We start from the raw sequence: 19,550 nt of genomic DNA, 5'->3' as shown, positions 1-19,550 counted from the left end.
CCGATCTTGCTCCACGGCGAGCCGCATCCAGGCAATGTGCTCAGCACGACGAATGGCCCGTTGTTCATCGACCTTGAGACGTGCTGCCGAGGACCCGTCGAGTTCGACCTCGCCCATGTTCCCGAGGCGGTCTGCGAGCACTACCCGAACGTCGACCAAGGGCTGCTGGACGAGTGCCGACAGCTTGTCCTCGCGATGGTCGCCGCGTGGCGTTGGGAGCTTGGCGACCAGTTTCCGAACGGGAGGCGATTCGGAGAAGAATTCCTGCGCGCACTGCACGACGGTCCTCCTTGGCCGACACTCGACACGATGAACAAGCGACTGGGCGGCCTGTAGAAATCTCCGAAGGTCACGTGAAAGCGGCAAGGAACCAAGCGACGAGACTGTCGCCGTTGCAACCCCATGCGCGCCGGCCTCGCTGCCGCGCTGAACCCTGTCGCCGGTGCCAACAAACGTGGCAACTCATTACAGATGCCAAGAATCCTGGCCAGACAGTGCCAACTATCGTGGCCCGGCACACCTGACCGTTGATCTCGCGGGTCAGGCATCTGGGCAATGGGGACGGCCGGCCTGATGGACGTGTTCGGGCACGCCGACAAAGAGGGGTGAGGCACGGAACCTGCACGTGCGGTTCCATGCTTTCTGCCGACCTCGGCGAGCCGACCGCCCGCATCACACGCGACCCGATCACTCGTCTCGGGCGTCAGGTGGGTGGGAGCCGCTCACGGCAACCATCGCACCGGGGACGTCTGGCGGATGTGGATGAGCACATCGAATGCGTCGGCAAGGCGAGCGACGGCGATGTGTTCGGCAGCATCACGGGATGGGTCGTAGACCCCGCTGATGACGCGGGCCTTTGCGGGACCGTCCCATCGGCGGCGTACGCCGCCGAGGCGCAGGTCCAGCCAGTGGGCGGCCAGATCCGTCTCGCCCAGCATCGCGTCGATCAGATCTCCGGCCGGCTCCGGGACGGCGACGATACCGAGGTCTCCGTGGTGAAAGCCGATGGCCACGGAGACATACCGGGTGCCGTATCGATCGCGCAGCAGGCTGCCGACGCTCGGTTGCGGACCGCGCTCGGGCGCCAGCCCCATGGCCACCGCGGACGCCGAGGTGTGAGCGATCCCGTCCCAGTAGACCACGCGCAGGCCCGTCCGACGCTGGTAGTCACTGATGGCATCGGCCCAAACGGCAGCGTCGCCGGCGTAGTTGCCGCGCCCAGCGACACTGCGTTCATGGAAGTGCACGATCAGACGCATGCGCGCCAGGATGCCGTCGGCATAGTCGACACCGGGCAACGATCGGATGAGCGCGAGCGCATCGCGGGCATGGTCGACGAACGGGCGCCCCGGGTGCATCCCCCGAGCGCGCTGCACGTGCTCGTCGGTGTGGTGAGCGGTGCGGATCGGCTCCAGGTGGAACGCCACCTCCGCCCACCGTTCCGGGAACGATTCACGTACGTGATTCAGGACGGCGTCGTAGTCCCCGGGCTGCGCCTGTACGGGTTTCACACCGAAGATCCGGATGGGGTCGTGGGGGTGGTCCTGGTTGAACGCCCGTATCCACTCCAACGTCGCAGCCATCTCGGCGGTGCGCCAGGGGCGCCAGGCGGTGTCGAGGGCGGATTCGGCCGAACCCTCGCCGGCGTGCACGTACCTGTCGAGGTCGGCGGCGACGCCGGCGCTGTCCTGGATGGCCAGTGCCCGGAACCCGTGGTGCTGGACGAGCCGACGGAAGAGTTGTTCTCGTACCCCGAAGGTCTCCCGGGAGAATCGACTGGACTCCCCGATACCGATGACCGTTGCAGCGGCGGCAATCTTCTCGGCAAGCTCATCAAGCGTGGCGCCGGATAGCGGGACGGCATTGGTTTGCCGAGGATCGGACGACCCCATACCTGAGGGAAGGGAGCCCTGCGGAGCGGTGGTGTCATTCTTCATGCCCCCCAGGCTCTTACCTGAACTGCAGTTGAGGTCAAGGAGCCCGGTCAACTGACCTGCCCGGGCCCACCTTCGGCACCTCTTCCCATACCTGCCCCAGCAGCCCGGCTACAACAAGCGGCTACGCAAGGCCGCCGAGCTGCTCCGCCACGTCACTCGGATCCTGGCCACCAGCACCTCGGTGTCGAGCGACCGCGTATGGATCGTGGACTCCACGCCCATCGAATGCGGCCGCTCGCGGGAGACCGTAAAACGCTCCGACCTGGCCGGATGGCCCCAGTACGGCTACTGCGCCAGTCACAGCCGCTTCTTCTGGGGCCTGCGGCTGCACCTGGTGTGCACCCATCAGGGCCTACCCGTCGCCTTCGCCCTGACCGGGGCCAAGGCCGACGAGCGCGAGACCTGCTGGACCTGTTCGCGGCCGAACCGCACCTCCTCGCCTCCCGGCCCGGGCCGGCCCGGCCCGGCCCGGCCAGACACTGATCGGGGACAAGAACTACTTCGGACACGCCTTCGAAGGCGAACTGGCCGAGTACGGCATCCAGTTGCTCCGGCCGACCCGCAAGGGCGAACAACAGCGACCCGGTGGATCCCTGTTCAAGCCGTTGCGGCAGGTCATCGAGTCGGTCAACGAAACCTTCAAGGGACAACTCGACCTCGAACAGCACCGAGGCCGCACGCCCAACGGCGTGATCGCCCGTGTCATGCAGCGCATCCTCGCGCTGACCGCCGCGGTCTGGCACAACGACCACACCGGCTCGCCCGTCCTTCGCTCTCTGACCGCCTACGACCACTAACCACAGACCCCTTGGAATTAATCATCTAGTAGGACTCCGTTAGGTCTGTCTCGATGTTGGGGGTCGGCGGGGTAGGGACTGATGGCAGGTGGTGCAAATACCGGTCCAGCAGTTCAGCAGGTCCTGGAGGGCGTTGAGGATCTGGTAGAGGGGTGGCTGGCGTGTCGGCTTTTGGGTGCAGTCGTTGCTCGGTCAGGAAGGCGTGGGCAGCGGTGGCCAGGGTGGCGTGGTGGTGCCAGCCGTTCCAGGAGCGGCCCTCGAAGTGGTCCAGGCCCAGGCCGTGTTTGAGTTCCCGGTAGTCGTGCTCGATGCGCCAGCGGATCTTCGCCAGGCGGACCAGTTCGGCCGACGGGAGAAAACGGCGCCTTGGAACCGGAGCCGTTCGTGCAGTGCCGCAGCGTACGGGCCAACTCCCTGATCCGCAGCAGGTTCCGCGAGGGCCGCGCCAGGCAGTCGTCGGCCTGGCCCACCACGAGTTCGGCGAACAGACGCCGGCAGTGTCCTCGGGCAGCCTGACCGCGACCGCGCGGGCGGCTCCGGCGAGCAGCAGCCCGACCTGTTCGCAGTCGTCGGGCCGCCGCCGATCCGGTGGGCGGCCTCTCGCCTGGCAGGTGTTCTTCGCTCCTGCGCTTTGAGCGGCTGGGGCCTGGCCTTGACGCCGCTATGCGGTCAGCTGAGACCGGCGCGGCGCTGGGGTTCTCGCGTGCGGTCCACCGGACGCTGGCGTGCCGCACGCAAAGACACAACTCCCATGCAACCCGGCCGCTGCGGCGTGCGTATGCATCAGTGACCGCTTCAAGCGGGACCGGATTCCCGCACATACAGGAGGAGACAGTGCGCAAAGCCGTAATCGGCTTGTTCGTCACCGCATGCGTCCCACCCGGGACCGAGCCCGAAACGCCCTAGGCGAACACCGTCTACCAGGCCATCGTGAAAGCCTTCAACCAGCACCCCGACCAGGCATTCAGAGCCCGTGAGCTGCACGAACTCCTCGGGATGCCCACCGGCGAGGCGACCGTCAACCTCACCCGCAGCCGCCTCGGACGCCTCACCTGCCAAGGCTTCCTCACCCAGCCCGGACGAGGCCGCTACCAGAAACGGACTTAACGCCCTCTCAGGCGTGTACGTCCGTTGCTTGGACCCCATGAACCCCAACTTCCCCTGCAACCACAGACTCCACATTACGAGGGGAGGGACGATATGGACATCCCCACGAAGAAGAGCCCTTCCACCGTCCAACCTGCCGCCGTAACGGGCGCGTTATCGATCACCGGACGTCATGTGCCCCCGGTTCGATCACCTCCCTGTGAAATCGACGGGCCGGAACTTGATCAGCTGGCGGCCATACCCAGGAAACGGTGCTCCACAACCGGTCAGAGACGGTCGAAGCGACACCGGTTTCCTGCCACCCCCACCCTGTCCGCGCCACCTCCACAACGAAGGATCGCGCCATGCCCACACGCAAGCCTGAACAACCAAACCAACTGGATCGACGGGCTGCCCCTGTGCTGACAGTGAGACCTGACATGACACGTTCCAGATCGGCCGCCCGCGGCATCCGGGTGACCCTGCTGACCGCTGTGGCGCTGCTGACCGGCCTGCTCAGCCTCCTCGTCCCGGCCGCGCGGGCGGACGACCCGGTGTGTACAAAGGTCACCATCATCGGCGTGCGCGGGTCCGGTGAGGGCTACGAGGGCCCGTACGGGATGGGCAACACCGCGGGGCCCGCTGCACAGGCCGCCGCCGACCTCCTGGTGTCCCACTACGGGCACGCCCGCTCCGACATCTCGACCACCTCCCTGTTCTACCCCGCCGCCGAAGCGACGGACATCCTCAACTGGTGGGACTCGGCCCGCACCGGCGCGGAAGCGCTGGACACCTTGGTGACGGACACCTACCGACGCTGCCCGTCGACGCGGATCGGCCTGGTCGGCTACTCACAGGGTGCCGGCGTGATCAACATGGGGATGCACCTGATCTCCGAGCGTCACGGTCACGTTGCCCAGGCCGTCCGAGGTGCCCTGCTCATCGCCGACCCGTTCCGTGACGGACGCCAGTCCTACGCGCAGAACATCACCGCCGCTGGTGGCATGCGGAGTGGCAACGGACTGCGAGGCATGCTGCGCCGACAGGCGGTGCCGGTCAGCTTCCAGGGCGTCACCCGCGACATCTGCCGTGACGGCGACGGAGTGTGCAGCACGATCTTCGAGGAGACAGTGCAGTCCGCTATACAGGCCGCGCTCTCCTCGGCCACCCACACCAGCTACATGAACTGCTGCAGCGGCTTCAACGTCCTGCGCGAGTACGGCCAACAGCTCGGCTGGCGCCTGGCCCAGAACCCTGACGGCAGCGGTGGCACTCCGCCCGTGCCGCCCACTCCCGCCTGGAACCCCGGCAAGGACTGCGGTGTCAGCGTCACCGCCCCGACCCAGGCCGCCGGATACGCAGTGCAGGCCGCATGCTCGCAGGTCGCGGCCGGCACCTGGTACTCGTGGGGCGGAGGACACGGGCCGACGCCTGGCGCGAGCTACGGCTTCGTCGACGTCTCCGACCCCGAACGCAGCAAGAACGACCCGTACCGCAAGGGCTTCGACTGCTCGGGGCTGGTGCGCTGGGCCTGGTCCGAGGCGGTCGGCCACGACATGATCGGACAGCGCACCGCCGCCCAGGAGTTCGCACTGCCCGCCGCGGCGCGCTTCACCGCGGCCGACGGCACCGCGCCCCTCAAACCGGGCGACCTTGTGTTCTGGGGGTCCCCCATCCACCATGTGGCGATGTACCTGGGCAACGGCAAGGTCGTCGAGGCTCGCGAATCCGACACCAAGATCATGGTCGCGGACTTCACCAGCCACCAGAACTATGCCGGCGCAATCCGTCTCTCGGGTGACGCGGCGGCACCGGGTAGCGGCGGCCCCAACAGCACCTGGGGCACGGACGTAAACGTCCGTTCCGCTCCCGCGCTGAGCGGTTCGATCGTCACGACATTCGCCGGCCCGACAACAATCACGATCAAGTGCCAGAAGCACGGCGAGTCCGTGACCGCCGAGGGCTACACCAACGACGCCTGGTCGTTCCTGCCTGACTACGGCGGCTGGGTCAACAACATCTTCGTCCAGGGCAAGGCCTGGCTCGACGGAATCCCGGCGTGCGACGGCGACCCCGGCGGTGGCTCAGGACGCCACAGTACCTGGGGCACAGGCGTCAACGTCCGCCCGCTGCCGTCCCGCGGCGGCACCCCGGTGGCGACCTTCACCGCACCGATGTCCATTGCGATCCAGTGCCAGAAGCGGGCCGAGACCGTGACCGCCGAAGGCATCACCAACGACGCGTGGTCCTACCTGCCGGACTATCAGGGCTGGGTCAGCAACATCTACATCCAGGGCCCGGGCTGGCTCGACGGCGTCCCGGCCTGCGACGGCAACACGGGCGGCGGCTCGGGCCAGTTCAGCACCTGGGGCACGGGGGTGAACACCCGTCAGCGGCCCAGCGTCTCGGCCCCGCCGGGTCCTGTGTTCTCCGGCCCGACGCGGGTCACCATCTCCTGCCAGAAGCACGCGGAATCGGTGACCGCCGAAGGCATCACCAACGACGCGTGGTCCTACTTGCCGGACCACCAGGCGTGGATCAGCAACATCTTCCTCCAGGGACCGGCCTGGCTGGACGGGGTCCCCACGTGCGGCAGCAGCGGGACACCGGTCGGCAACACCGGCCACCGGATGTGGGCCTCGGACGTCAAGGTCCGCAAGGACTCCTCCACCGCTACCGATGTCGTGCACACCTTCACCGCTCCGACCGACGTGCGGGTGACATGCCAGGCCCAGGGACAGTCGGTCACAGCCGAGGGCATCACCAACAGCGCCTGGTCCTACCTTCCGGACTACGGCGGCTGGATCAGCAACATCTTCCTCCAGGGACCGGCCTGGCTCGACGGCGTCCCGGCCTGCGGGACCACGCGACCGGGGAACCCGCCGAACATGACGTGACGGCTCTCCCACACTGATCGCCGGTGGGAAACCTGACACAGCCTCTGTCTCACGCAGTGCCGCGTGAGACAGGGGCCGCCGCCTCGTCGTGCCGCCAGTTCGCCAACGGCTCGTTTCCGCGTGGACCCTTCAAGGGCGGCGGGCCGCCGGTGCGAGGTCAGCCGGCCACCGGCGTGACGTAACCACCGACCCTTTGGCCAGAGTCGAGCTTGGTGCCGACCTTGCAGGAGTCCCACGTATGTCTGCTTACGCTGCCGGGGCGGTTGCCCTGGTTACCGCCCACCACCTAGTAGGACTCCGTTAGGTCTGACTCGCGGTCCTGTTTCAGGGCATGTTGGGGGTGTGGACGCACATGAAGTGAACCGTGCTCGGGCGAAGTTGGCGTTATTCGTAGCGGATGTATTCGCGTCGGTGCCGCGCAAGGATCAGCGGGCGAAGGGCGACTGCTACCTGCGGGGGCTGATGCTGGACGGGCGGCGCAAGTCGATTCAGCCGATGGCGGAGCGGCTGCCGGACGGCAATGAGCAGAACCTGCAGCAGTTCGTGAACCAGTCGACCTGGGATCCGGTGCCGGTGCGGCGGCGGATCGCGGAGCGGATGGTGCCGAGAATCGGCCCGGATGCCTGGGCGGTCGATGACGTGTCCTTTCCCAAGGACGGGAAGATGTCGGTGGCGGTCGCGCACCAGTACTGCGGCGCGCTGGGCAAGCGGCGAACTGCCAGGTCGCGGTGAGTGTGCACGCGGTCTCCGACACGGCGTCCTGTCCGCTGCAGTGGCGGCTGTTCGTGCCCGAGGAGTGGGCGGACGACGCGGTGCGGCGGCAGAAGACCGGGATGCCGCCGGAGGTCGGGCACCGGGAGAAGTGGCGCGTGGCCTTGGACACCCTCGACGAGCTGGCTGGGTGGGATCTGGTGCCGCCGGTGCTGGTGGCAGACGCCGGCTGCGGGCAGAACGCCGACTTCCGCGACGGCCTGAGCGAGCGGGGTATCGGCTATGTCGTGGCGGTCCGCTCGGACGTGACGGTCCACCCGCACGACGTGCGGTCCACCGCCCCGGCTTGGTCCGGAAACGGCCGCAGGCCGCAGCCCCGCTACCGCGACAAGCCGTCCTCGGTGGCCGCGCTGGCAGTCGGCCGTGGGCGGCAGGCGTTCACCGAAGTGACCTGGCGTGAAGGCTCCCGCGGGCCGATGCGCTCGGGCTTTGTGGCGCTGCGGGTGCGGCCGGCCGGGGTCCGGGCGCGCCGCCACTGCCGAGCACGGCCACTGGGACGGCGTCCTGCCCGAGGTGACGCTACTGGCCGAATGGCCCGCCGGCGCCGAAGCACCCACCGGCTACTGGCTGTCCAACCTGCCAGCCGACACCCCGATCGCCGAACTGGTCCGCCTGGCCAAAATCCGCTGGCGCATCGAGCACGACTACCGGGAACTCAAGCACGGCCTCGGCCTGGACCACTTCGAAGGACGCTCCTGGAACGGCTGGCATCACCACGTCACCCTGGTCACCGCTGCCCACGCGTTCCTCACCGAACAGCGCCTGGCCCCAAAAGCCGATACAGCGGACTCACCCTCTACCAGATCCTCGATGCCATCCAGGACCTGCTGAACTGCTGGACCGGCACCTGCACCACCTGCCACCGCCCCTGCCCGGCACATCCACCACCACCCTGAGCCCAAGAGCCAGAAGAACTTAACGGAGTCCTACTAGGGCCGTTCGCGGCGGAGGAGGACCCGACAGGGTCAGCGCCTGCGGCCGTCACGCAACTCCAGCTGTTCCCCTTCGCAGCGCGTGCGGAAACCGCGGTCATGCGAGACCGCGACCACCGCCCCCGGGTATGCCGCGAGCGCGGCCTGAAGATCCTCGGCCAGGTCGAGCGCGATGTGGTTGGTCGGCTCGTCGAGGACGAGGAGGTCCGCGAGCCGAGTCACCAGCGTCGCTATCTGCAACCGTCGTTGCTTTCCTGCGGACAGGTCGGCAACCGGAACATGCAGGTCCTCCTCACGGAACAGGCCCAGGGCCAAGAATTGTTCGGCGTACTCGTCCGGCAGTCCGGGCCGATCGGCAGAGAACGCGGCGAGCAGCGGGAGCCGCGTGGAGTGCGCGGGCAGCTCCTGCGCGAGGTAGCCGATCCGGGCGGGGCGGCGGACCGTGCCCGCGTCCGGCTCCAGGTCGCCGGCCAGGACACGCAGCAACGTCGTCTTGCCCGCGCCGTTCTCGCCCGCTACCAGCAGCCGTTGTCCGGGAGCGATCGTCAGGAGGCCGTCCAGACGCAGGCGTTCACCGACCCGTACGTCGACGAAGTCGGCGAGGGGGCCCTGTGCCTGGTCGCCGTCCGCCGCCGACAGCGCCGTCATGAAACGGAGCGGTGCCGGAGGCTCTGCCACCGGGTTGCGCCGCAGCTGGGCCAGCCGCTCTCGGACGGAGCGCACCTGCCCGCCGAGCGTCGCCTCGCTGGACCGGCGGTGCTTGCCGAAACCCTGCTTCGGGTCGCGGCCGGTGACGGCAAGCCGCCTCCCCACGGCGTCGAGCAGTTCCTCCATGTGGGCCACCTCGCCGACCCAGTCCGCGTACCGCTGCTCCGCTCCGCGCCGCGCGGCGGCTTTCGCGGCGCGGTAGCCGGACCAGCCGTCGCCGTACCGGCGCACGGTGCGTTCATCCCTATCGACCTCAAGGATCGTGGTGGCGATGCGCTCCAGGAAGCCGTGGTCGTGGGTGACCGCGACGACGGTGCCGCGGTGTGCGCGCAGGTGCTCCTCCAGCCAGTGCACGGCCGCCGCGTCGAGGTGGTTCGTCGGTTCGTCCAGGAGCAGCAGTTCGGGCGCGGCAGCCAGGACGCAGGCGAGCGCGAGGCGGGACTGCTCACCACCGGACAGCGAGCCGAGCGGTCGGTAACGAGTGATCCGGGTGAGCCCCAGTCCGTGCATCGCGGCGTCCACCCGGGCGTCCGCCTCGTATCCGCCGTGTTCCTCGTAGGCGGTCAACAGCTCACCGTACGCGGCGAGTTCCTCGTCCGACGCGTCCGCGAGGGACTCCTCTGCCGCACGGAGCCTTCGCTCCATCCCTTGTTCTTCGCAGGGGATCCGGGCCTTCAGGCCGGGCGGGAATGCGATCCTGGGCCCGGAGGCGCGAAGCGCTGGAGATCTCTGCGTTTTCGGGGTGAGGGTCAGGTGGGGCGGGTCTGGTTCTCGATGTATTCCTTGACGATGCTCAGTGGTGCGCCGCCGCAGGATCCCGCGAAGTAGGACGGCGACCAGAACACCGATCCCGTGCCGATCTGGTTGATCCGGCTGGTGTACTCCGCCCGCAGATACCGGGAGCTGACGCCCTTGAGGGAGTTGACGAGCTTGGACAGGGCGATTTTCGGCGGGTAGTGCACGAGGAGGTGGACGTGATCGCCTTCACCGTTGAACTCCCGCAGCTCGACGTCGAAGGACTGGCACACGTCCCGCATGATCGCCTCGCAGCGCGTCAGCATGTCGTCGTTGAAGACCTCCCGCCGGTACTTCGTGACGAATACCAAGTGGGCGTGGAGGTGGTGGATGACGTGGTTTCCCCGTCTGATGTCGGGATCTGGTTCCCAGCGCGGTGACATGCGCCAAGTGTATTAGGATCGAGGGGAGTTGACCGGAGGGGGTGGGCTGGATGATCCGTGCGTACAAGTTCCTCCTGCGGCCCACCGTCCGCCAGGCCCAGGCGCTGTCCGAAATGCTGCGGGATCACTGCTCCCTCTACAACGGGGCCCTGCAGGAACGCCGTGACGCCTACCGGCACCCGTCGAAGACCAGCGTCAAATACGGCGGCCAGTCGGCGCAGCTCAAGGACATCCGGGCGTTCGACCCCGAGCGTCAGGGCCGCTGGTCCTTCAGTTCGCAGCAGGCCACCTTGCGCCGTCTCGACAGGGCGTTCGCGGCGTTCTTCCGCCGGGTCACATCCGGTGACACGCCGGGCTATCCGCGCTTTCGCGGGGTGAGCTGGTTCGACACGGTGGACTTCCCCAGGGACGGGGACGGCTGCCGGTGGAACTCCACCCCGCACGACCCGGTCGCCCGCGTCCGTTTCCAGGGCGTCGGGCATGTGAGGGTCAACCAGCACCGCCCGGTGGCCGGCCGGGTCAAGACCGTGTCGGTCAAGCGCGAGGGCCGAAAGTGGTTCGTCGTGCTGAGCGTTGAGCAGGACCAGCCGAAGCCGCTGCCCGCGACCGGCAGCGTGGTCGGTATCGATCTGGGCATCGTCAACTTCCTCGCCGACTCGAACGGCGATTTCGTGCCCGGCCCGCGCCACAGCCGGCGTGCGGCCGCGCAACTGGAGGCGGCGCAGCAGGCCCTGTCCCGCTTCCCGCGCCGCAAGGCGAAGGACCGCACCGCCAACCACCAGCGCGCCGTGCGCAAGGTCGCCGAACTGCACCGTAAGGTGCGCCGTCAGCGGCTCGACCACGCCCACAAGACCGCGCTCGGCCTGGTGCGCGCCCACGACGTCATCGCGCACGAAGACCTCAAGATCCGCAACATGAGCAGGGCCCCCGCACCGAAACCCGCCCCCGACCGGCCGGGCACGTTCCTGCCCAACGGGGCCGCCGCGAAGGCCGGACTCAACCGCAGCATCGCTGACGCCGGTTGGGGGGTGTTCCTGACGATCCTGCACGCCAAGGCTGAAAGCGCCGGACGGGAAGTGATCGCCGTGGACCCCCGCAACACCTCCCGCACCTGCCCCCCATGCGGGCACACCGCGAAGGAGAACCGGCCCACACAGGAAAAGTTCCACTGCCTCTCGCGCGGCCACCACGCACACGCCGACACAGTGGGCGCCCTCAACGTTCTACGGGCCGGGCTGGTCCGTCGCCACGCCAACCCGGCGTAACGAGAAGCCCCCGGCTTCAGCCGGGGGAGGAGTCACAGGACTTGGTGACGTCCCTGACGGACAGCTGCGCTACGGCAACGGGGTCGACGGTGGGCAGGGCAGTATGGTCTCGGTCGCACATATGGCTTTCCCTGGGTATGCGAAGGGTCTACGGGCAGCAGAAACGGCGGCATCGGCCGTGCCCGGACTCAGACGAAGAAAAGGAAAGCCATGCCTCCACCATAACAAGACGAACCGTCTCGCCTCAATTCGTGCGCGCCACGAAGTCCGTGATCCTCCGCACCCTCGTTCATCCGACTACGACGGGGTCGCGGGGCCCCGGCAGGCGTATCACTACGCTCCCCCGCCGTTCGGTCAAGATCTGGTCGAGCCACCGCAGAGGCGGCCGTTCGGCTGCCGCAACCAGGCGCTGATTCAGCGGCCTTTGCTGCTCCGCGGGACGTGACCGCAGGCATGATGGAGGCCATGACTCACACCGCCCGTCGCATGTTCGAGCTCCTGGAGCCGATCTGTCTGGTCACCTTCTTCGCCGACGAGTGCAACGAGGAGCTGGCCGCGCTCGGCCATCGCACCTACTGGGACGGCTATTTCGCCAGCCGCGCCGCGCCGCTGGGGCGGGTGCCGGCGCAGGTCGTGCACGCGGCCTTCTACAACTTCGCCGACGGGGAGGCCGCGCGACACATCCCGAGCGCATGGGAGACGATCCCGCCCGAGGCGTCCGTCGCCGCGCGGCAGCGGGGCAGCGCGGCCTCCGTACGGCGGATCCTCGGCGACGAGCTGGCCGACTCCCCGGGCCTGGTGCGCGCCGCCGACCTGACCACCAAAGCCGCGACGAGCGCGCCCACAGAAGGTCGGGTGATGTACGCCGGGATGCGCACCCTTCCGGTGCCGGGCGACCCGGTCGCCCGGCTGTGGCATTCCGCGACCATGCTGCGCGAGCACCGCGGTGACGGTCACATCGCCGCTCTCGTCGGTGCGCGCATCGGCGGCACGGAGGCCCACGTGCTCAGCGCGCTGGAAATGGACATCCACCCGCCGGAGTCGTTCGGGCGCATCCATCACCTGCCGAAGGAGCGGCTGGCCGCGGTCATGGACGGCTTGCGCGAGCGCGGACTCGTCGACAACGAGGGCCGGTTCACCGACGCCGGCCGTGAGACCAAGCAACACATCGAAGCCCTTACCGACGAGCTCGCCGCCCCGCCGTACGACGCCCTGTCCCCCGCCGAACTCGACGAGCTGGTCGCCGAGCTCGAACCCATCACCGCGAAGCTGGTGGCCGCCGGGTCGCAGTGACGAACAGTGAGGACGGGTCGAGGAGTTCGCCGTTCGGTACGGCGACTTCTCGGCACGGTGTTCGCACCCGAGGTGGGCGTGGTCATACCCCCTGTCGGCGTGGAGCTTGCCGGGCTGCGACGTGGGACTGGGCCTTGACGCGTTCGCGTCGCCGGCACGGCAGTAGGGTGAACCGGTGACCTCCTTACCGGAAGACTCGCCGCAACTGATCGGCGAAGACGACCGCGATACGGCCGTGCAGCGCCTGCAGGAGGCGTACACCGAAGGGCTCATCTCGCACGAGGAGTTGGACGAACGCCTCCACCAGGTGCTCACCGCCAAAGCGCATGGCGAGCTCGTGTCGGCCCTGGGTTCGCTCCCGCGGGAGCGCCCGGGCACCACCTCAACGATCGCCGCGGCGGGCGGACGGATCCTGCGGCGAGGCGCATGGCGGGTACCTCGGACCCTCAAGGTCGAGTCCGCATACGGTAGGGCGCGCCTGGATCTGTCCCGGGCGATCATCGAGTATCCGGTCGTCGACATCGAGCTGCAACTCGGAACCGGCGGGGCCAGAATCACGGTGCCCCGCGACGCAGTCGTTGACGTCGACGGTCTGCGCACTGGGTGGAAGGACCTGCGCTACAAGGCCCCGCAGCGTTCCCGCCCCGGCGGGCCGACGATCCGAATCTCCGGAACCATGGGCTTCGGAAGATTGAAGATCCGCCACGCCCGGCGTTGAGGCTCCGGCGGTAAGGCCCCGTCAGTAGCTCTCCGAGTCGGGGATCAGATGCATCGCGGCCTCCTCGGCCGAGGCGCCGGCGCCGTCCAGGCCGATGTCAGACGCGATCAGGTCGGACTCGGTGTTCGGATGGGCTATCTCCTCGGCGAGCCGCTCGTCCAGGCTCTCGCCCCGCTGCTGCTCCGACGCCGTGCCCCCGTTGTGCTCCGCGGAGCAGCTCGTGGCGGGAGACGCAGGCCCGCAAGGCGGATTCAAGCCGGCCGGCGTCCAGTGGGCCCTCGACAAGGGTGGCGGCGGACACGTGGTGGACGGGGGCGCCGGAGGCGATCTGCTCCAGGTACCAGAGTCTTTCCTGGCCGTGGGAGAGCGGCAGCCGGGACGCCTACGCCGAGCGGGCCGTGGGTCGTGTTTCCAGGTCGTCGTGCACGATGACCTTCCCTGGTTCGCGGTACGGCGGGTGCGGTGACGGACCGGGAGTCAGCCCGCGCGGTCGGCACGCTGCGCCGACGGGCCGTCCTGTTGGCCGGCCGTCATCGTCGGGCTTCGGTGTCATCCCCGTGACTCTCCTCTCGAGGTGAAGGCAGATCGGTGGGCCGTGTCCGCGGGGGCTGTACGGCGGTCTGCTCCGGGTGACGCTGTCGGATGGGAGTGAAGGCGGCGGCCACGACCACGGCCAGGAAGACCACGGCAACTGCCGTCAGCGGTCCGCGTGTCCCCAGCCGGCCGACCAGGGCGGTGAGCAGGGCCGCACCGAGGGGCGCGAGACTGCCGTGGATCGTCCAGAACGCGGCGGTGACCCGGCCGAGCAGATGGTCCGGCGTGACCTGTTGCCGCAGGGACATCGAGCAGACGCCTGCCAGGGCCATGCCGAAGGAGTACAGACAGATCGTCACGGCCGCCACGGACACGTGCCCGGTGCCGCCCAGCACCAGCACCGACACCGAGCACAGACTCATCGCGCCGAGCCAGCAGCGGCCGAACCCCCAGGAGCGGCGCATCCAGGCGGTCGCGGCGGCAGCCACGCAGGTGCCCAGCCCGGCCAGCGCGAGCACGTAACCCACCGTGCGTTCGTCCTGCCCCAGACCGTGCCGCAGGTGGTAGATGAACACGTCGGTCATGCCCAGGCTGAGGAAGGTGGTGACGGTCAGCAGCACGGTGAGCGCCCGCAGCACCGGCGTACGCCACAGGAACGCGGCGCCGACCCGGAAGCCGGAGCGCAGGTCCTGTGCCCGGGCCGCCTTGCTCTCCGCCTCGTCGGCCGACGGCCGCGCGGTGGACCTCAGTCTGATGAACGCCAGGCCCACGAAGGAGATGCCGAAGCTGCCCGCGTTGATGGCGACGGCAGCCGTCGGCCCGAAGAGCCCGGCCACCACACCGGCCAGGGCCGGGCCGGCGATGTACGCGATCGCGTTCGTCGCCTCCAGCCGGCCGTTCGCCGCGACGATCTGCTCCTTGTCGACGAGGTTCGCCACGGCGGTGACATATGTGATGTTGAACAGCATCTCGAAGACCGAGGCCAGCGCCATGGCCACGTACAGCAGCCAGATCTGCGGGCTCACGGCCCAGCAGACCGGGATCGCGCCGTACAGCACCAGCCGGGCGGCGTCGCACAGCATCAGCAGACGCCGCCGGTCGAAGCGGTCGGCCCAGGCGCCGCCCACCAGACCGGTGAGCAACGAGGCCACGCCCGCGACGGCCGTGAGCAGCCCCATCTGCGCCGCCGACCCGGTCGTGTGCAGCACCAGCAGCGGAAGCGCCACCAGTGAGAAGGCGTTGCCGACCTCGGACAGTGCCTGGACCGCCCAGAAGACGGAGAAGTCCCGGTTGGACCAGAGCGAACGCGCGAACATGCGAGGATCTTCCGTCCTGGAGCTAGCGGTCGGGGGTGTACGGCTCCGCCATGGCGACCGCGATCCGGGGGCCCGTGAACGGCTCGCGGCCGTGCGAGACCAGCATGTTGTCGATCACCAGGACGTCGTCCGCACGGTAGTCGAAGCGGGTCGCCGCGGCTCGGTATCAGTCCCGGAGATGGTCCATGACGTCGTCCGGGATCGGTTCGCCGTCGCCGTAGTAGGTCTGACTGGGGAGGTTCTCCTCGCCCAGCATCTCAAGGAGACCGAGCCGTGTACGGCGCCAGGTTCTGATCGGCGAAGAAGTACGCGAGATCGGCCGGCGCCGACTCGTCGAATGGATACGTGAGGGAGTAGTAGTCCACCGGCTTCAGAACGAGCCCGTACTCGTCGCTCCGCTTGAAGTAGGGGCTGAAGCGGTCGAAGCGCACCGTGTACACGCCGTGCGGCGGCACCAGGTGGACGAAGTCACGCAGTTCCTCGGCGTACTTGCGGTAGACCTCCGGGCCCTCGCCCGGGAATCCGATCAGCAGGTTCGACTCGGGCTTGATCCCGAACTCCTCGCAGTTCTTGAGGAACTGCAGGTTCTGGAACGCGGTCGTGCCCTTGCCCATCAGTTTGAGCGTCGAGGAGGACAGCGCGTCGGTACCGGGCTGGACGACGGTGACACCGGCGTCCGTCATGGCCCGCAGGTCCTGACGGCTCAACGGAAGCTTGACCTCGTAGAAGATCTCGGCTCCCGGCGGCGGGTCGAGCCACGGGAAGACCCCACGCGCGTAGTTGCGTGGCATGACATTGTCGGTGCAGAAGAACGAGGTGTAGGCGAGCGCGAAGCCAAATAGCCATTCGAACTGCCGGACGGCCAGGTCCGGAGCCATGGACCGAAATGCCATGCTTTCGCCGTTCAGCCTGCAGAACGTGCAGTGCGAACGCTGCCCCCACCAGCAGCCACGCGACGTCTCGAAGAACAGCATCGGCTTACTGGTCCCCGTGCGCCGCGGTTCCGGATGAACCTGCAGCGCCTCGAAGAAGCTGTCGTAGTCGGGCAGGAAGAAGTCATCGATATCGCGTTCCGCGCCAACGGCCTTACGGAAACACGGGTCTCGGCAGTTTCGCTCGTAAAGGATTCCCGGAACGGTGTCGGCACGCTCCGGCTCACCGTCGAGCACACAACGAACGAACTCACCGAAGGTGTTCAGCGCGGGCCCGGAGAAGACGAAGTCGACGGTCGGCACATGCTGGGCAAACATCGAGCTGAACCCCCACGATGTCGGCCCCGTCGAGCCGGTAACGGTCGATCAGTTCCTCGCAGAACTCCCGGAGTCCGTCCCGCGCCGACAGGACCTGCTCACGGAAGTCGGCCCACCAGGCACCCCGGTAGTAGCGCTGGAAGTACTCGGTGGTGGTGTCGGCCTCGCCGGGAAAAGCGATGTGCCGGAACAGCCAGTCCCCGATCCTGGTGTCCACATGATCGTGACTCACTGAGAGAGCCCCGTACAGACGTGTCCCGAAGAATTCAGCCATGTCCTGGTTGAGGTAGCACACGTGCGCTTGCGCCCGGTCGGCAAACTCCCGGTGATCATTCGTTTTGAGTCTAGTGCGCGATGGCTTGAGTCGGCAGGGACGTTCAGGCGAACGGGAATTCCGTCGTAGGTGGCATGAGGTACGGATGGAATGAGGTTGTTTTCCCGCTGCCGCAGGGTGCGTTCGTCGTGGTCCGGCGCGTATTCGTCGAAGACTTAACGGGCATGGCGGTCGGTTGTCGCGCGGGACGAGACGGACGGGCCGGGGGATGATTCAGCCAAGTGCAACGAGCGCTTGCGCCGGCGGGCGGGAGTTCCGGCCGCTGGACGGACACCTTGTCACCTCGTCCGGCATCAGCGTCCGCAGAGAGCGGTCACCCCACAGGCCGCCCCACGCCACCCTGGGCCTGGGCGCCGGGCCGGCGACTGTCGACCTCCTTCACCCCCGATGTGCTTGACCTGCGGCGTTTCATTCATATGCCCTGCGAATGTTTCGACCCCTCTCGCGAATCATGCGAGAAGTATTGACGTCGTTCACCGGTTCCCTATCATCCAAGTTGCTCGACACGTCGATCCTTGTTCGACATGGCGAACACATCAGGTCCTCTCCACCCGCACAGCAGGGCGCCCCTGAGTCACGCCCACCGCAACCGCCGAGCCGCAAGGAGCATGCCGCACGATGCATATGTCATGGCCCCATCAATGCTCTGATCGTCGTCTCGCGTCGGCAGGCGCCTCGCTCGGTGACGCTCGATGAACGTCCGGCACAGGCCGGTGCATTTCGCCGCAACCCGAAGACACCGGGCGCCGCCGGCCTTTCAGAAGGTCTCGCAGGACCGGGAAGCCGAAAGGCGTCAGCCCGGTACCCACGGACTGCTGCGAACCGCACCCCCTCCACAATCCGGACAGCCTCTGCCGGGGCCGACCGGAACCGCGTACTCAAGGATGACGAGGTCCCCATGCGCAGACGAAGTTTCAGCCGCAGACGCCTGTCCGTGGTGTTCGCCGCTGCGGTTACGGTCCTGATCGCGCTGGCGGCGACACTCGTCGCCAACCCGGCTCAGGCGGCCACCAGTGGCGCCGTTCGCGGTGTTGGTTCCGGCCGATGTCTCGATGTACCGAACGCCGCCCAGACCGACGGCACGTACCTGCAGATCTGGGACTGCTCGGGCGGGACCAACCAGCAGTGGACGTCGACGGACAGCAGCCAGCTGACCGTCTACGGCAACAAGTGCCTAGATGTTCCCGGCCACGCCACCACGGCCGGCACCCGCGTACAGATCTGGACCTGCAGCGGCGGTGCGAACCAGCAGTGGCGGGTGAACTCCGACGGCACGATCGTCGGCGTGGAGTCCGGGCTGTGCCTGGACGTCACGGGCCACGGCACGGCCAACGGCACGGCGGTGGAGATCTGGACGTGCAACGGCGGCAGCAACCAGAAGTGGACCGGCCTGTCCGGCACGACCCCTCCCGACACGTGTTCTCTTCCCTCGACATACCGGTGGACGTCGACGGGTGCGCTGGCGCAGCCGGCGAACGGATGGGCCTCGCTGAAGGACTTCACCAACGTGGTGTACAACGGCAAGCACCTGGTCTACGCGTCGAACGTTTCGGGGTCGGGGTACGGCTCGATGGCGTTCGGTCCCTTCACGAACTGGTCGGACATGGCATCGGCCGGCCAGACCGGGATGAGCCAGTCCACGGTGGCGCCCACGCTGTTCTACTTCGCCCCCAAGAACATCTGGGTGCTGGCGTCCCAGTGGGGTGCGTCGCCCTTCATCTACCGGACCTCCAGCGACCCCACCAACCCCAACGGCTGGTCCGCGCCGCAGGCGCTGTTCACCGGCAGCATCCCCAACTCCGCCCCGATCGACCAGACCCTGATTGCTGACGGCCAGAACATGTACCTGTTCTTCGCCGGGGACGACGGCAAGATCTACCGGGCGAGCATGCCGATCGGGAACTTCCCGGGCAACTTCGGCTCGTCGTACACGACGGTCATGAGCGACACGGTGAAGAACCTGTTCGAGGCGCCGCAGGTCTACAAGGTCCAGGGCCAGAACCAATACCTCATGATCGTTGAGGCTCGGGGTGCCAATGAGCAGCGCTACTTCCGCTCGTTCACGGCCTCCAGCCTGAGCGGTTCGTGGACCCCGCAGGCCGCCACCGAAAGCAACCCCTTCGCGGGCAAGGCCAACAGCGGTGCCAACTGGACCAATGACATCAGCCACGGTGATCTGGTCCGCAACAACCCCGACCAGACCATGACCATCGACCCCTGCAATCTGCAGTTGCTCTACCAGGGAAAGTCCCCCACCGCGAGCGGTCCCTACGACCAACTGCCCTGGCGACCGGGCGTCCTTACCCTGCAGCGCTGACCCGCTGATGCACGGTGATCACGATCTGGTGCAGTCTGCCGACGCGTAGACGAGCGGTTTACGGCGTGGGCGACTCCACCAGTTGACCGGTACACACCGCCTCAAGGCACCGCTGCTGATCAGTGAGCAGGAGTGAGTCCTGGACTCACTCCTGCTCGGCGTCTCAGGCACGCCCCCGGGTGGCCGACGTCCTGCACGGCTCTGCCAACAGTCGCGG

General features: G+C 67.8%; 13 protein-coding genes and 6 pseudogenes. 9 read left to right on the top strand and 10 right to left on the bottom strand.

Annotated elements, in window-relative coordinates:
* On the top strand, window positions 1–336 hold a 336-nt coding region (locus ACN6LB_RS40320; RefSeq protein WP_445030212.1), incomplete at its 5' end, for a phosphotransferase family protein.
* 386 nt (window positions 337–722) lie between these two features.
* On the opposite strand, the gene ACN6LB_RS40315 is transcribed toward ACN6LB_RS40320, so the two are convergent.
* A complete protein-coding gene (locus ACN6LB_RS40315) occupies window positions 723–1,937 on the bottom strand; it encodes an erythromycin esterase family protein (RefSeq protein ID WP_445030211.1) in 1,215 nt (404 codons plus the stop codon).
* A 58-nt stretch (window positions 1,938–1,995) separates the two neighbouring features.
* Here ACN6LB_RS40315 and ACN6LB_RS40310 point away from each other — a divergent pair.
* Window positions 1,996–2,734: pseudogene (locus ACN6LB_RS40310) on the top strand (IS982 family transposase); the annotation flags it as partial.
* A gap of 113 nt (window positions 2,735–2,847) precedes the next feature.
* Here ACN6LB_RS40310 and ACN6LB_RS40305 read toward each other — a convergent pair.
* Window positions 2,848–3,089, bottom strand: a pseudogene (locus ACN6LB_RS40305) (transposase); the annotation flags it as partial.
* 575 nt (window positions 3,090–3,664) lie between these two features.
* Between ACN6LB_RS40305 and ACN6LB_RS40300 the strand changes: the two are divergent.
* From ACN6LB_RS40300 to ACN6LB_RS40290, 3 genes and pseudogenes are all read left to right on the top strand, one after another.
* A complete protein-coding gene (locus ACN6LB_RS40300; RefSeq protein ID WP_445030210.1) occupies window positions 3,665–3,841 on the top strand; it encodes a hypothetical protein in 177 nt (58 codons plus the stop codon).
* A gap of 419 nt (window positions 3,842–4,260) precedes the next feature.
* Window positions 4,261–6,717 (top strand): cutinase family protein, encoded by a 2,457-nt coding sequence (locus ACN6LB_RS40295; RefSeq protein WP_445030209.1) that lies wholly within the window; start codon window positions 4,261–4,263, stop codon window positions 6,715–6,717.
* A gap of 342 nt (window positions 6,718–7,059) precedes the next feature.
* Window positions 7,060–8,319 (top strand): annotated as a pseudogene (locus ACN6LB_RS40290) (IS701 family transposase).
* Window positions 8,320–8,453: 134 nt separating this feature from the next.
* On the opposite strand, the pseudogene ACN6LB_RS40285 reads toward ACN6LB_RS40290, so the two are convergent.
* Window positions 8,454–9,785 (bottom strand): annotated as a pseudogene (locus tag ACN6LB_RS40285) (ATP-binding cassette domain-containing protein); the annotation flags it as partial.
* A 92-nt stretch (window positions 9,786–9,877) separates the two neighbouring features.
* A complete protein-coding gene (gene tnpA, locus ACN6LB_RS40280) occupies window positions 9,878–10,306 on the bottom strand; it encodes an IS200/IS605 family transposase (RefSeq protein WP_445030208.1) in 429 nt (142 codons plus the stop codon).
* A 50-nt stretch (window positions 10,307–10,356) separates the two neighbouring features.
* Between tnpA and ACN6LB_RS40275 the strand changes: the two genes are divergently transcribed.
* The 3 genes from ACN6LB_RS40275 to ACN6LB_RS40265 all read left to right on the top strand — a co-directional run bounded on the left by ACN6LB_RS40275 (window position 10,357) and on the right by ACN6LB_RS40265 (window position 13,582).
* Entirely contained in the window at window positions 10,357–11,571 is a 1,215-nt protein-coding gene (locus tag ACN6LB_RS40275) for an RNA-guided endonuclease InsQ/TnpB family protein (RefSeq protein ID WP_445030207.1), read from the top strand.
* Between the two features lie 465 nt (window positions 11,572–12,036).
* Window positions 12,037–12,864: an SCO6745 family protein gene (locus tag ACN6LB_RS40270; protein WP_356148460.1), complete on the top strand. Its 828-nt coding sequence runs from the start codon at window positions 12,037–12,039 to the stop codon at window positions 12,862–12,864.
* A 175-nt stretch (window positions 12,865–13,039) separates the two neighbouring features.
* Window positions 13,040–13,582 carry a DUF1707 SHOCT-like domain-containing protein gene (locus ACN6LB_RS40265; protein WP_445030206.1) on the top strand — a complete coding sequence of 181 codons (543 nt, stop codon included), beginning with the start codon at window positions 13,040–13,042 and terminating at the stop codon, window positions 13,580–13,582.
* Window positions 13,583–13,603: 21 nt separating this feature from the next.
* On the opposite strand, the gene ACN6LB_RS40260 is transcribed toward ACN6LB_RS40265, so the two are convergent.
* The 6 genes and pseudogenes from ACN6LB_RS40260 to ACN6LB_RS40235 form a co-directional block, all read right to left on the bottom strand.
* A complete protein-coding gene (locus tag ACN6LB_RS40260) occupies window positions 13,604–13,837 on the bottom strand; it encodes a DUF5709 domain-containing protein (RefSeq protein ID WP_445030205.1) in 234 nt (77 codons plus the stop codon).
* 13 nt (window positions 13,838–13,850) lie between these two features.
* A pseudogene (locus ACN6LB_RS40255) lies at window positions 13,851–13,910 on the bottom strand (hypothetical protein); the annotation flags it as partial.
* Between the two features lie 202 nt (window positions 13,911–14,112).
* Window positions 14,113–15,432 carry an MFS transporter gene (locus tag ACN6LB_RS40250; protein WP_445030204.1) on the bottom strand — a complete coding sequence of 440 codons (1,320 nt, stop codon included), beginning with the start codon at window positions 15,430–15,432 and terminating at the stop codon, window positions 14,113–14,115.
* 22 nt (window positions 15,433–15,454) lie between these two features.
* Window positions 15,455–15,706: pseudogene (locus tag ACN6LB_RS40245) on the bottom strand (TauD/TfdA family dioxygenase); the annotation flags it as partial.
* Window positions 15,690–16,682: a RiPP maturation radical SAM C-methyltransferase gene (locus tag ACN6LB_RS40240; protein WP_445030203.1), complete on the bottom strand. Its 993-nt coding sequence runs from the start codon at window positions 16,680–16,682 to the stop codon at window positions 15,690–15,692. The pseudogene ACN6LB_RS40245 and the gene ACN6LB_RS40240, both read right to left, overlap by 17 nt.
* Window positions 16,615–16,914 (bottom strand): hypothetical protein, encoded by a 300-nt coding sequence (locus ACN6LB_RS40235; RefSeq protein WP_356148475.1) that lies wholly within the window; start codon window positions 16,912–16,914, stop codon window positions 16,615–16,617. Before ACN6LB_RS40235 ends, ACN6LB_RS40240 begins: the two co-directional genes overlap by 68 nt.
* Before the next feature lie 1,000 nt (window positions 16,915–17,914).
* Between ACN6LB_RS40235 and ACN6LB_RS40230 the strand changes: the two genes are divergently transcribed.
* The gene (locus ACN6LB_RS40230; protein ID WP_445030202.1) at window positions 17,915–19,333 is read left to right on the top strand and encodes a non-reducing end alpha-L-arabinofuranosidase family hydrolase; all 1,419 of its coding nucleotides are present in this window, start codon (window positions 17,915–17,917) and stop codon (window positions 19,331–19,333) included.
* Window positions 19,334–19,550: the final 217 nt, after the last annotated feature.

The organism is Streptomyces sp. SAS_270 (assembly GCF_052543295.1).
Note: the sequence above shows the minus strand (reverse complement) of the source record. Positions and strands in the feature narration are given on the sequence as shown.